This window comes from Methanofervidicoccus abyssi (genome assembly GCF_004310395.1).
GTDB classification, from domain to species: Archaea; AGJL01; Methanococci; order Methanococcales; family Methanococcaceae; genus Methanofervidicoccus; species Methanofervidicoccus abyssi.
In genome coordinates this window covers 314,512-326,892 of the sequence record NZ_BFAX01000003.1, presented here as the reverse complement: position 1 = coordinate 326,892, position 12,381 = coordinate 314,512, and the positions used below count along the sequence as shown (strand labels likewise).

The following is a 12,381-nucleotide window of genomic DNA, read 5'->3' as shown; positions in this document are numbered from 1 at the left end:
ATACTACTATATAAACTTTTCGAAAAGTATTTATATAAGTATTACTTTTTCTTATTTAAATTTATGTTATCTGATAAGATGATACCGATATTTATTAAATTAAAAGACTTTAAGGTGTGTATCTTCGGATTTGGAGAGGTAGGAAGGAGAAGGTTAGATAAAATAATATCTGGAGAACCAAAGAAGATAACTATATATACCAAGGAAAACGTAGATGAAGAAACTATGAGTTACTATAAAAATATCTGTAACATTGAGTTTATAACCTGTAATGTGGAAGATCTAAGAGAAGAAGAGATTGAGGAAGTTATAAAGGAGCATGATTTTATAATAACAGCCATGGACGAGAAAAACAACAGGAAGATTGTAAATATCGCTAAGAGATTTAGTAAATTTATAAACTCCTCTACATTTGAAAGAAATGTTAACTTTATAATTCCTGCATACTGTTACAGGGATGGGATATACTTCGCTGTATATACCCAAGGAAAGAGCCCACTGATAGCAAGGCATATTAGGAAATTGGTGGAGAACTACATAGAAAATCATGGATACGAAATAGATCTCCAAAATAGTTTAAGATCCTTTTTAAAGGAGTATATTCCATCCCAAAGAGATAGAAAGGAAATTTTAGAAGAAATTTTTAGAAATAAAGACTTTAAAAGGGAACTGTTGGAACTGATAAAAAAATACAAGAAAATAGACTGATAAAAATATTCCGAGTATAGTTAATTTTATTTTATTTTTTATGTTAAAATAATCATTACAATTACGTAATAATTATTATTATTTATATTATTATTTTTATTATGGATATTCTTGATAGTTGTATGTTAGTTAAAAACAACTAGTACTTATAAGAGGAAATAAAATATGAACTGTATTATAACGTGGTTGAAAAAAAAAATTTTATAACCATTAGTAGGGGATCCTATGAGATTAAGAGAGATTATCGACTCTATAAGGAATTTTGAAGGAGTTGTTAGGAAAAAGGGCATAAAAAAGATAATATCCTGTTTTAAATTTAACGATAAAGATTACAACTTCAAGATCATAGCTTCTTTTGGAGAAGATGCTGCGGTGGTAGCTATTAACGGTGAGGATGCTATTCTACTGGCTGCAGATGGTATATGGGATAAGGTGTTAGAGGTAGATCCCTGGTGGGCAGGGTACTGTTCTGTACTTGTTAATGCCAACGATATAGCAGCCATGGGAGGTAGGCCTATAGGCATGACAAGTATAATAGGTGTAAAAAATTGGGATATATGTAGGGAGATCCTTAAGGGTATAAGAGATGGTGTAGAGAAGTTCGGTATCCCCATGTTAGGAGGTCATACTCATCCAGATGCAAAGTGCAACGTTCTCGATGTTTCCATCACAGGTATTGTAAATAAGGACAGTATTCTGAGGAGTGACAGTGCAAAAGTTGGAGATAAGATAGTATTTGCCTACGATCTCGACGGTAAAGTCCATGAGAAATTCAATCTCAACTGGGACACTACCACCATGAAGTCAAAGAAACTTGTAAGGGATCAGTTGAGGGTTCTTGAAGTTATTGGGAAAGAGAAATTGGCTAACTCCTGTAAAGATATAAGTAATCCAGGTGCCTTGGGTACCTTGGGGATGCTCCTCGAGGTGTCCAGAAAGGGAGGTTATGTGGATGTGGGAAAGATACCGAAACCCGAGGATATTCCAATTGTCCAGTGGTTGAAGATGTATCCTGGATGTGGATTTGTATTTACAACACCTGAGGAGAAGGTAAAACCTCTTAAAGAGATACTGGAGAACGTTAATGTAACCGCCGAAGTTTGTGGTGAGGTGGTTAAGGAGAAGAAACTTGTTATAGGAAATGGGGAAGAGAGAGAAGTTTTGTTTGACTTTGAGAGAGAGTATATCTGTGGATGTTAAACCTCTTTCTTCTCTATAACAAATATAGATCTATCTGTGCAGGTAAAACAGGGATCACAACTTGTTATAATCAACTCTGCATCAGATACGTGATATCCTTTGAGTACAGCCTCCATACAGGCTAAATTTGTTTCTGTGGGAGTTCTAACCTTTGTGTGGATTATCCTACCCTCACTGTTTACACCGTAAGAGTAATATACTTGCCCCCTCTGAGCTTCGTTATAGGTATCTATGGGTTTAAACTCTGTTATCTCGTAGTTAGGGTTGTAAAACTTCTTAGGTAGATGATAAAGGCCCTTTAATGCCTGCTTTATTATTTTACAACTTTCTAAACACTCGTACATCCTTACAAGTATCCTAGACAAGACATCACCATCATCTAAAAGAATCTCCTCAAACTCAAAGGGATCGTATTCTGGCACGTAATCCATCTTCCTCATATCACTTCTTATACCACTACCTCTGGCTGTAGGTCCTACTGCGTGATACTTTGCAGCAATTTTTCTATCCATTATACCTATATCCTTCATACGGGAAACTATTAGAGGATCTCTCAACGTCCTATCTAGGAGTTTCTCCATCTTCTCTTCGAATCTCTCTATCCTCTCCATTAGGGAAGGGATACGTTTGTCTGGGATGTTACACCTTGGCCTGATTCCCCCTATTATCGGACAGGAGTACTGAATCCTACTTCCACTTATCTCAAAGAGTGTCTGAAGTACAGGCTCTCTGATCATGAAGGCCCTCATGGCCATAGTCTCATGGCCCAATACCTCGAAGACGTGGCCAAATAGTAAGGTATGGGAATGTAGTCTCTCCAACTCCTCAACTATCACCCTTATATAGTTAGCCCTCTCTGGGATTTCTATATTACACCCCATTTCAGTAACCCTAACTGCACACCATAGATGGATATGGGAACATATACCACATATCTTCTCTGTAAGGATGGTAGCCTTCTCTGGAGGTAGCCCTTCCATAAGTAGTTCTACCCCTCTGTAATTTACCCCTATTGTAAGTTCTGCATCCTTTACTATTTCGTCCTCTATGAACAACCTCAACCTATGAGGCTCGAGAATAGAAGAATGAATAGGTCCTATCGCTATCTCTCCTTCGTACATAATACCACATATTTATAATGATAAATAATGATAATTGTTATTGTTTTAAAGTTATATTAAAATCTTTTTATAATAAATGGGAGAGAGTATGTACAAGCAAGTTATCGTTGTCAGAACAGATTTAAATATGGGTAAAGGAAAGATAGCAGCCCAGGCATGTCATGCATCCATAGAAGCGTTTATAAAGGCTCAGAAGGAGTGTTCAAAAGTTGTTGAGGAGTGGTTGAAAGAGGGACAAAAGAAGGTGGTAGTTAAAGTGAATTCTGAGGAGGAACTTATGAAGGTGTTCAGGGAGGCTTCTATAGAAGGATTACCCTGTAGTTTAATAAGGGATGCTGGAAGAACTCAGTTGTCTCCTGGAACATATACTGCAGTTGCTATTGGCCCTGAAAGAGAAGAGAAGATAGATAAAATAACTGGGAGATTGAAACTACTGTAGGGAGGGTAATGGATATCTTTATTGTTATATTTAGTCTTAATTCTTAATCCAATAAATAAAATAATAATTAAGGTTATATTATTTCAAAAACCTTGGACATACATCCCGCAATAAATCCTGCTATAGCATCGTCTAAAAAGACATAGCCTTTTTTATCGAGGATTCCTATTATACCAGGTTTTTTTGCATCATACCATCTGAAGTTAAATATCCCTTTAGTCCCAGATATCTCGTTGGCGATAGCCATACCAATTACTTCATCTACATATATATGGTTTGGATCTTCTTGGTAGTTGAAAGGTAAATTTCCCCTGATACCTTCTTCTTCAAGTTTTAAGGCACATATCATCAGTATCAAGACATTAGGATCCTCTAATTTTCTTAACATTATATCTTCAAGTTTCACCCTTATATCTTCCTTACTCTCTGAAATACACAACTCCATAGCGGTATCTACCATACTTTCCAAGTTTATTCCATACCTCTCCAAACCCTTTAAAAGGAGATCTTTAGAGTCTTGAATAAAAGAGTTACTGTCCATATTGCCACCTTAAGAGTGAAAAATAATTTCTATAAAAACTCACTGTAATAATAAAAATTATGAATTATCCTTCAACCTTTCCATAATTTTAGATTTCAATATTTCACTTACAGTTTTACCGTCTATCTTACCTCTTAGAATAGACATACACCTACCCATAAGTGCCCCCATAGATCCCATACCTCTATTCATAACAAGATCTATATGTTTATCAACTATGCTCTCAATTATTTTCTCTGCTTCCTCCATAGAGAGGGTTTTAAGTCCCTTCATCTCTAATATCTCATCTAAACTCTTATCTGGATATTGGGCAAATCCCTTAAGTACCTCTACTATAGCTTCCTTGGACATCTTACCTTCAATTAGCCCTTCAAATAACATCATAAAGTGGTCCTTAGTAATGTTATTTATGTCGTAACCATCCCTTTTAATCTCCCTCAACGTATTCTCCAACGTTGTTGCAATAAGAGTTGGTTTTATACTACTTTTAAACCTTTCACATAACTCCTCGAAGAGTTGGACCCTTGGAGATGTTATCAGCATCTCAGCCAGCTCCCTGTTGAGTTTGTACTCCCTTATAAACCTATCTAACTTCTCCTCTGGTAGCTCAGGAAGGTTATTTTTTATATTCTCGAGGAGTTCCCTGTCTACTCTAATAGGTGGTATATCTGTCTCTGGATACATCCTGGCAGCTCCTGGTAATGGTCTCAAATATGTGGTATTTCCATTCTCAAGTGCTCTCCTCGTCTCCTCAGGCACTCCCTTAATAGCCTCCTTAGACCTCTCTATAACTGCTTCAAGTGCTCTATCTACCTTTTCTTCTTCATCCCCTATAAAGACAATAGCGTCATTAGAGGTTATCTCTATCCCAAGTTCTTCCTGGACATATTTCTTTATCCTCTCTACCTCCTCTTCAGTGATACCGTAGTTGGGAAGTTCATCTGTATGGAAGAGACCTCCAACCCCCGCGATAACCTTGGCCCTATCTGCCAACTCCGATCCCAACCTCCTACCTTCCTGTATTTCTCTACCGATGAGACCACCAAAACCTTTTAATACAATTCCCTTTATCCTTCCACCTCTCTTTAACACCTTCTGGAGTATCTTACATTTAGTATCCTTCAATATCTCGGTGATATCTACTATTTTATCTATTACCTCAGCCCCCCTCTCCTTCAGTATCTTAGATATCTCCAAAAGATTCATCTGTCTTATTACCTCTCTCTCAATCACCTTCTCTATGAGATCGAGATCCTGCACTCCCTTTATCTCCACCCTTGCCCCATTCCTTACAGATATATTGATATCCTGTCTTATAGTACCTAGTCCTCTCTTCACCTTTCCAGTGGCTCTAAGTATCATCCCTATTCTCTTTGCAGTCTCCTTTCCCATCTTAGGTGAATCTATGTCAGGCTCTGTGGAGATCTCCAACAGTGGTATTCCTAATCTATCCACTCGATACTTTATATAATCCTTTCCTTCCTCTATCTTCCTAGCGGCGTCTTCCTCTAAACATAAACTGCTAATCCTAACCTTACCGTACTCTGTCTCTACGTATCCATCCTTACCTATGAACATGGTCCTCTGAAACCCCGAAGTGTTAGAACCGTCTATAACAATCTTCCTCATGGTATGTATCATATCCACTATATCCATATTCATCAGGAAGGCCACCTGTAGTGCAACTTCCAAAGCCTCCTGCGAAGGAAGATGAGGAGGTTCCTCGTCTAACTCCACTAAACAGGTTGTGTCGTTGTAATACTGATATACATAGTATTTCCTTTTCTTCCACTCTAGAAGTGCAGCCTTGTCTATATCCCCCATCTCACTTTGGGACACTCTTAAGAATCTCTTAATCTCTCCATGTGGCTTATCGTCCCTTAACACAGTAGGACAGTTACAGAAGAGTTTTCTCTTAGTGTCTAGCTGTTGATGAATCTCTAAACCTACTTTTAAACCTAAATTTTTATAATCCAACTCCATCCTGCCACCACTTGTAATAATTAAAATTTAGATAAAAATTTTTATGAAAAAAGTACTAACGTTAATTTCCATTTACAATACTATCCATAGTAGCTATGATGTTCTTTACCTTTGGGTTTACAATATAGTAGTGGTTCCAGGTCCCTTCCTTCCTCGCCTTTATTAATCCAGATTTTTTTAATATATTTAGATGATGTGAAATGGTAGGTTGTGGTTTTTTTAACTCATCTATTATCTTACATACACACATACTCTCATTTTCACTTAGTAGTTTCAATATCATCAACCTGGTGGGATCTGCAAAGGCCTTGAAAATCTCAGCCATTGTTTCATACTTGTTAGTATCTAATTTATCCATACTACCACCATAAACATTTAACACCCATAAAAATAATATTTAGTAAAACATCTACATCATATATATAGATTTCTATATATTACTATATAAATATCTTTGTATATCTTAAAAGTGCTATTACCGTAGCGTATTTCTAACTAACGTTTATAATTATAAACATAATTATTAATATAATACTGTAAAAAACTCCTAAAAAAGATTTGGTAGGAAATCTATCTATTTTTCCAGTGCTCAATTTTCAGAGATGGATTATATTTGCTTTTTATCTATTTTTTATTTTATTTAGTTATTTAGATTTATTAAATATTAATATTTTCGAATTTCCTTTTTCATCCTGTTGATAGCCCCCGGTAATGCTGGATTGAAGGAAGCTATATATTTTCCAAGTTTTTTCTCCTCTAACTATCATTGTAGCAAAAGGATCTTTCACTATTAAGCCTCTCACATACAACATCTTTTTATTTATCTTTTAACTACCAAGCAAATATCTAAATTCGCCATATATTTTACGTCTAAGTCTAAGTAAGGTTTCCATAATTCTTTTCATCGACACTAAAACACTTTTATCTTTAACTTCTAATGTACAATTTTTTAAAAAATCCCTTTCCTTCAACCATTCTAAGTTATAAACTATCAACTTGCTCACCTCTTGGTTATATTTTGTTATAAAGATTATTAATCACTATATTATAATTATTATTTGCTATTTATTTTTATTATTATACTATATAAATAAATTAAATAGAAAGATATATATTCGAAATATTGTATTACAAAGTCCAATATTAATATTAAAAATAACATAAAAATTTAGCAGTAGGTGATATTTTGGATTTAAAAAAGTTTGGGGTATTATTACTATGTAGTCTCTTGGTAGTTACTGTATCACTCAGTGGCTGTGTCTCAGAAAATGTAAAAAGTAATGAAAATACAGTCCCATCTACTAACGAAAATAGGGAGTACATAACTGTTAAAGACATGTGGAATAGAGTAGTCAAAATTAAAAAAGATGTAAATAGAGTTGTTTTACTTGACTTCACTGGAACATATTTAAAGATCATGAAGATCTGGGGTATTGATGATAAAGTGGTTGGTGTTGATAATTCCCAGAAGAAAAATGTATTCCTAAAGGTTGTATGTCCAAGGATAGAGAATATTCCAGACGTAGGAAGTACATCGAAGGGGTTAAACTACGAGGCTATCGCAGCAACGAAGCCAGATGTTGTAATAATAAGGGCATTTTCAACTAACAAAGAGAGAGAACAGAGGTATCGGGAAATTATAAACAAGTTAAATGGAATGGGTATCCCAGTAGTAATACTCCTACATCCAACATCTTATGATACTCCAAATGTAAGTACTATGTGGCAAGAGATAGAGATATTAGGGAAAATCTTCAATAAGGAAAAAGAGGCTAAGGATTTAATAAACTACCTAAATGGTTATGTAGAGTTAATTAAAGAAAGAACAAAGGATATTCCAGAGGATAAAAGACCAAAGGTTCTGCTATATGCAACTCCTGACTATATGTTAGGTGCCCAGACAATACAATCCTACTTCTTAGAGGACATAGTACATGGAAAAAACGTCCTTAAAAGTGGTAGGTGGATTAAAACATCTCCAGAAGAAATTTTGAAATTAAACCCAGATGCCATAATAGCCCTTGGGCACCAGGGATACATAAGTCCAGAGGATATATACAGTGGAAAGAACGTCTTCATAGATTGGAAGTTGGTACAGAATGTTAAGGCCATAAAGGATAGAAAGGTTGGAAGTTTGGGGATAACAGAATGGAGGGCTACAGTAGAGTTCCCAATAGGACTACTAAGGGAGGCAAAGACACTATATCCAGAGAGGTTTACCGATATAGATCCAGATAAAGAAGAAATCAAACTCTATAAGGAGTTATATAGATTGAATGATGAAGAAATTAAGGAAGCGGTGAAGGCACAGAGGTATAGAGGAGAAGTCCATTAATCTTCTATTTTTTTATAAATTTTTTTGGCGGTGATATTGATGAATAAAGTCGATTTTAACTACAGTAGTAAAATTTTTATAGTGATTTTAGCGGGAATTCTTCTGTTTTTCACGGTAATTTTTTCCATATGTATGGGGGTTTATAAGATTCCTCTATTTGAGGTATTCAATGTTATCAGATGTCATATCTTAGGTGGAGAGATTTTTAATGAAATTTACAACACTATCGTGTGGGATATAAGAGTCCCAAGGGTGTTGACGGGAATGCTTATAGGTATGGCCTTGGCTACTGCTGGGGCTACTTATCAGGGAGTATTTAGAAATCCACTGGTAAGTCCCTTTATACTTGGAGTCTCCTCAGGAGCAGCCTTCGGAGCTGCACTGTCTATTATATTTCCACTTCCCTATTCAGCACAGATCTCGGCCTTTATCTTTGGGATGGTAGCTGTCTTCTGTGCATACTATATAGCTAAAGTAAGGGGCAAAACACCATTGGTAACCTTACTACTTGCAGGTGTGATCTTAGGATCTCTCTTTAACGCCTTGGTATCAATATTCCAATATATAGCCACTGAAGCCCAGTTAAAGGCAATAGTATTTTGGTTGATGGGAGGATTATACCATGTTGGGTGGTCTCAATTCTATACCCTTACACTGTCTATACCTCTTGGAATACTTCTACTGATGGCCTATTCCTGGAAGTTAAATATACTGTCTTTAGGAGACGAAGAAGCGCGGTCCCTTGGAATTAACACTGAGAGGCTTAAGATTATACTGATCACTGTCGCCACCTTTATAACTTCTTTATCAGTCTCGGTTGCAGGGATCATAGGTTGGGTTGGGTTAATGATCCCTCATGCAGCCCGTCTTATTATAGGGCCTGATCACCGGTTTCTCCTACCTCTTTCTGCAATTATGGGAGGTATCTTTCTTATCTTATGTGATACTATTGCCAGGACTATCACCACTGGAGAGATACCGTTAGGAATTGTAACCTCTATCTTCGGAACACCTTACCTTATATACCTCTTGAGATCTAGGAAGGATCAGTTCTTTGGAGGAGAGTAATTTATGATAGAGATTAAAAATCTTCATTTTGCCTATAGTGGAGATAGGTATATCTTAGAAGATATATCCTTTAAAGTAGGAAGGGGAGAACTCTGTGGAATATTTGGACCTAACGGCGTAGGAAAATCTACACTCTTTAAGTGTATTATAGGATTCTTAAAACCTAAGATAGGAAAAATATACGTAGATGGGAGAGATATAACTAAGATGTCTATAGAGAATATAGCAAAGTTAATAGCCTACGTGCCACAGGAACATAGGCCACCATTTCCTTACTTAGTTAAGGAGATCGTGCTGATGGGAAGAACTCCCCATTTAGGAGGTATATTTGGGCCGAAAAAAATAGATATGGACAAGGCTATAGAAGCTATGGAAGTTGTTGGCATCTCCCATCTTGCAGAGAGACCTTATACAGAGTTAAGTGGAGGACAGAGACAGTTGGTACTGTTGGCAAGGGCACTGGCACAGGAAACTGGAGTAATGGTCTTAGATGAACCAACTTCGGCGTTAGATTTTAGAAACCAGTTAAAGATATGGAATACCTTAAAAAGACTTACAGAGGATGGTATATCAGTTGTTGTAAGTGTCCATGATCCCAACCATATGCTATGGTTTTGTGATAGAGTAATAGTACTACATAGGGGAAAAATCATCGCCAATGGGAAACCCTATGAAGTGATAACTGAAGACGTATTGAATACTCTTTATGGAAATATCTGTAGGATTAAGGAGTTAGATAGTATAAAGATAGTGATACCTGATATTGTTTAGTAATTTTGAAAATTATAAGTATAAAAAAACTATTTTATACTAAAGGACAACCTTAAGAATCCCAAATAAAGAAAATACATGAGTTCTTCTTTTTTCTCTTCGTTTATTGGAAGGCCTTCTATCAGGCCGAAGTTCCTCCTTTCGAGTGCCCGGCAGATGGTTTCTCCGAACTCGGGAATGTCCTTTGTGGTTAGTCTCCAGACCTCGAGGCTTCCGATGTCGATATAGAACTCCTCGATGCCGAGGCTTTCAAGGGCTGTTATTAGAACGCTTAGAACCTCAACACCCATGAGAACGAATCTCCGCCGATGAACTCAACACCGGCCTGCCATTTTCCCTCAACGCCACCGTTGAGAACCTCGCTGATGTAGTAGATCTTCCCGAGGGTTATATCGTAATTTTTGAGTAGTTGGCTCGTCACGTCGGGCTTTGTCAGGTATATTCAATATTTCCGAGTGCTTAAATGATTTTCGATTACTTAAATTTCGAACAATGATTGTTTTAAATCGAAAGTTGAACATAAAACATGCTGAAGCTAAAACTGAAAGGTTTTATAAAAGGTAAGATATATGTAATAACAAAGTTGCATATGTAGAGGTGAACGAACTATGAGAAAGTTGTTAGGTTTGTTCCTTATAGGGGCGCTGTTCCTCAGCGTCCTTGTGGCAGGATGTATAAACACGAGGACAACAACCAGCACTCAGATTTCAAGCACAGAGAACCAGGGTAGCTCGGACCAGATACCTGTGAACGTCAACGAGAACGGCGGCATCGGAATGAGCAAACTTAAGACCTACATAGACTCGATTCTAGCCGGCCAATTAACGCAGGAAGAGAAGGACGGGCTATTCTACATGGTCGAAGAGGAGAAGCTGGCGCACGACGTTTATACGAAGCTCTACGAGAAGTGGGGGCTCCAGATATTCAGCAACATCGCCAAAAGTGAGAGCACCCACGTCGAGGCCGTTAGGTTGCTCCTTCAGAAGTACAACCTTACCGATCCCACGCAGAACGAGGGAGTAGGTGAGTTCCAGAACGAGAAGCTCCAGAATCTCTACGATAAGTTGATAGAGATGGGCATGAAGAGTAAGGTTGACGCGCTGAAAGTTGGGGCGTTGATAGAGGAAACCGACATAGAGGATCTCCAGAAGTGGATTTCTCTGACGAACAAGGTGGATATCATAACGGTCTACGAGAACCTCATGGCGGGCTCAAGAAATCATCTCAGGGCCTTTGTTGGCCAGCTAGAGAGGATTGGAGTCACATACGAGCCGCAGGTTCTCCCCAAGGACGAGTTTGAAGAAATTATAAACAGCTCAATGGAAACCGGCCGAGGCGGGGGCAGAGGTCCCTTAAAATAGACGAGTACAGAGGGAATCCAGGAAGTTGAAACTTTACGATATTGAATGATAAGAAGTTTTATATCTGTGAAACTTCAGAGGGAAGTATGTAGGAGAAAGGTTAAAAACGATGAAGGAAAACAGGAATTGCCCCAGATGTTATGAGAAGATGAAACACCGAAAGGGGTAGGTTCTTGAGTGTAAGTGTGGTCTGGTTATAAATAGACAACTCTAAACGCTTCAATAAATCCCTCTACCTAAGGATGTGGGGTTTTCCTCCTTCGATGGAGGGTTGAGAGGAAAATAGTGCTCCCAATCCTGAGAAGGAGCGGGGTTACCCTGAAAGGGTGCGAGACCGATGACTTACTCCCGATGAACCCTGAGGGAGTTGAGGTTGATGTGCACCAAGGCGGATGTATGTCTATAAAAGACTACACCGCTGAACCCCTATTGCTTATATATTCCATGTTCTATTTAGTATATAAAGATCTTATAATTCATGGTGATAAAGATGGATGAAATGGAAATTATTCGGATTAAAGAGTTTGTAAAGGATATGGATAAAGCACAAAAAATTATTTATTATGAGGTAAAGAGAAAGAATGTTGGACTTGCAGTATACCTGAGTATAATGATACCAGGGGCAGGGCACATGTATCTTGAAAAAGTTGGGAAAGGAGTTATATTACTCATACTCGTAGTAATTTTAATGGTATTAGGATCACTCCTAACTATAGTTCTTATAGGAGTTCTTCTTCTTTTAGTAGCAATTATTATTTGGGTATATATCATTTATGATGCTTATAAATCAGCAAAAAGCTACAATTCTCAGCTTTATTCTATAATTTTTGATGAGGATTAAGATAAAAACACCT

The 12,381-nt window shown here is 37.3% G+C and carries 14 protein-coding genes; 9 read left to right on the top strand and 5 right to left on the bottom strand.

The features are described 5' to 3' along the window. Positions 1-78 precede the first annotated feature (78 nt). Complete coding sequence (locus tag MHHB_RS04185; RefSeq protein WP_131007343.1) at positions 79-708, top strand: precorrin-2 dehydrogenase/sirohydrochlorin ferrochelatase family protein; 630 nt, start codon at positions 79-81, stop codon at positions 706-708. Between the two features lie 225 nt (positions 709-933). Next, positions 934-1,908 carry a methanogenesis marker 2 protein gene (locus MHHB_RS04180; RefSeq protein WP_131007342.1) on the top strand — a complete coding sequence of 325 codons (975 nt, stop codon included), beginning with the start codon at positions 934-936 and terminating at the stop codon, positions 1,906-1,908. On the opposite strand, the gene MHHB_RS04175 is transcribed toward MHHB_RS04180, so the two are convergent. Further along, complete coding sequence (locus tag MHHB_RS04175) at positions 1,905-3,029, bottom strand: hydrogenase large subunit (RefSeq protein WP_131007341.1); 1,125 nt, start codon at positions 3,027-3,029, stop codon at positions 1,905-1,907. The genes MHHB_RS04180 and MHHB_RS04175 overlap by 4 nt on opposite strands. An 88-nt stretch (positions 3,030-3,117) precedes the next feature. Between MHHB_RS04175 and pth2 the strand changes: the two genes are divergently transcribed. After that, the gene (gene pth2 / locus MHHB_RS04170; protein ID WP_131007340.1) at positions 3,118-3,468 is read left to right on the top strand and encodes a peptidyl-tRNA hydrolase Pth2; all 351 of its coding nucleotides are present in this window, start codon (positions 3,118-3,120) and stop codon (positions 3,466-3,468) included. A gap of 73 nt (positions 3,469-3,541) precedes the next feature. On the opposite strand, the gene MHHB_RS04165 is transcribed toward pth2, so the two are convergent. The 3 genes from MHHB_RS04165 to MHHB_RS04155 form a co-directional block, all read right to left on the bottom strand. Continuing rightward, on the bottom strand, positions 3,542-4,009 hold the full coding sequence (locus MHHB_RS04165) for a phosphatidylglycerophosphatase A (RefSeq protein ID WP_131007339.1): 468 nt from the start codon (positions 4,007-4,009) through the stop codon (positions 3,542-3,544). A 57-nt stretch (positions 4,010-4,066) separates the two neighbouring features. After that, entirely contained in the window at positions 4,067-5,992 is a 1,926-nt protein-coding gene (gene gatE / locus MHHB_RS04160; protein ID WP_131007338.1) for a Glu-tRNA(Gln) amidotransferase subunit GatE, read from the bottom strand. A gap of 61 nt (positions 5,993-6,053) precedes the next feature. Further along, entirely contained in the window at positions 6,054-6,350 is a 297-nt protein-coding gene (locus MHHB_RS04155) for an ArsR/SmtB family transcription factor (protein WP_131007337.1), read from the bottom strand. Between the two features lie 828 nt (positions 6,351-7,178). Between MHHB_RS04155 and MHHB_RS04150 the strand changes: the two genes are divergently transcribed. From MHHB_RS04150 to MHHB_RS04140, 3 genes are read left to right on the top strand one after another with little or no spacing between them, the layout of a single operon-like run. Continuing rightward, positions 7,179-8,327, top strand: coding sequence for an ABC transporter substrate-binding protein (locus MHHB_RS04150; protein WP_131007336.1), 1,149 nt, complete (start codon positions 7,179-7,181; stop codon positions 8,325-8,327). A 39-nt stretch (positions 8,328-8,366) separates the two neighbouring features. Next, entirely contained in the window at positions 8,367-9,395 is a 1,029-nt protein-coding gene (locus tag MHHB_RS04145) for a FecCD family ABC transporter permease (RefSeq protein WP_131007335.1), read from the top strand. A gap of 3 nt (positions 9,396-9,398) precedes the next feature. Next, positions 9,399-10,166: an ABC transporter ATP-binding protein gene (locus MHHB_RS04140; RefSeq protein WP_131007334.1), complete on the top strand. Its 768-nt coding sequence runs from the start codon at positions 9,399-9,401 to the stop codon at positions 10,164-10,166. A 29-nt stretch (positions 10,167-10,195) separates the two neighbouring features. Here the strand turns inward: MHHB_RS04140 and MHHB_RS06555 are convergent, their stop codons facing one another. Beyond that, positions 10,196-10,456, bottom strand: coding sequence for an ATP phosphoribosyltransferase regulatory subunit (locus tag MHHB_RS06555; RefSeq protein WP_229701919.1), 261 nt, complete (start codon positions 10,454-10,456; stop codon positions 10,196-10,198). Between the two features lie 318 nt (positions 10,457-10,774). Here MHHB_RS06555 and MHHB_RS04130 point away from each other — a divergent pair, with 318 nt between their 5' ends. The 3 genes from MHHB_RS04130 to MHHB_RS04120 all read left to right on the top strand — a co-directional run bounded on the left by MHHB_RS04130 (position 10,775) and on the right by MHHB_RS04120 (position 12,368). After that, a complete protein-coding gene (locus MHHB_RS04130) occupies positions 10,775-11,527 on the top strand; it encodes a DUF2202 domain-containing protein (protein ID WP_131007333.1) in 753 nt (250 codons plus the stop codon). A 351-nt stretch (positions 11,528-11,878) separates the two neighbouring features. Continuing rightward, entirely contained in the window at positions 11,879-12,025 is a 147-nt protein-coding gene (locus MHHB_RS06490) for a hypothetical protein (RefSeq protein WP_192893817.1), read from the top strand. Beyond that, positions 12,018-12,368, top strand: coding sequence for a DUF6677 family protein (locus tag MHHB_RS04120; RefSeq protein WP_131007332.1), 351 nt, complete (start codon positions 12,018-12,020; stop codon positions 12,366-12,368). The genes MHHB_RS06490 and MHHB_RS04120 overlap by 8 nt, the downstream gene beginning before the upstream one ends. The last annotated feature ends 13 nt before the right edge of the window (positions 12,369-12,381 follow it).

Excerpts from the sequence above, each read along its gene's own strand:
- MHHB_RS04185 (WP_131007343.1), top strand. The coding sequence starts at position 79 with ATGATACCGATATTTATTAAATTAAAAGACTTTAAGGTGTGTATCTTC.
- MHHB_RS04180 (WP_131007342.1), top strand. The coding sequence starts at position 934 with ATGAGATTAAGAGAGATTATCGACTCTATAAGGAATTTTGAAGGAGTT.
- MHHB_RS04175 (WP_131007341.1), bottom strand. The coding sequence starts at position 3,029 with ATGTACGAAGGAGAGATAGCGATAGGACCTATTCATTCTTCTATTCTC.
- pth2 (WP_131007340.1), top strand. The coding sequence starts at position 3,118 with ATGTACAAGCAAGTTATCGTTGTCAGAACAGATTTAAATATGGGTAAA.
- MHHB_RS04165 (WP_131007339.1), bottom strand. The coding sequence starts at position 4,009 with ATGGACAGTAACTCTTTTATTCAAGACTCTAAAGATCTCCTTTTAAAG.
- gatE (WP_131007338.1), bottom strand. The coding sequence starts at position 5,992 with ATGGAGTTGGATTATAAAAATTTAGGTTTAAAAGTAGGTTTAGAGATT.
- MHHB_RS04155 (WP_131007337.1), bottom strand. The coding sequence starts at position 6,350 with ATGGATAAATTAGATACTAACAAGTATGAAACAATGGCTGAGATTTTC.
- MHHB_RS04145 (WP_131007335.1), top strand. The coding sequence starts at position 8,367 with ATGAATAAAGTCGATTTTAACTACAGTAGTAAAATTTTTATAGTGATT.
- MHHB_RS04140 (WP_131007334.1), top strand. The coding sequence starts at position 9,399 with ATGATAGAGATTAAAAATCTTCATTTTGCCTATAGTGGAGATAGGTAT.
- MHHB_RS06555 (WP_229701919.1), bottom strand. The coding sequence starts at position 10,456 with ATGGGTGTTGAGGTTCTAAGCGTTCTAATAACAGCCCTTGAAAGCCTC.
- MHHB_RS04130 (WP_131007333.1), top strand. The coding sequence starts at position 10,775 with ATGAGAAAGTTGTTAGGTTTGTTCCTTATAGGGGCGCTGTTCCTCAGC.
- MHHB_RS06490 (WP_192893817.1), top strand. The coding sequence starts at position 11,879 with ATGAACCCTGAGGGAGTTGAGGTTGATGTGCACCAAGGCGGATGTATG.
- MHHB_RS04120 (WP_131007332.1), top strand. The coding sequence starts at position 12,018 with ATGGATGAAATGGAAATTATTCGGATTAAAGAGTTTGTAAAGGATATG.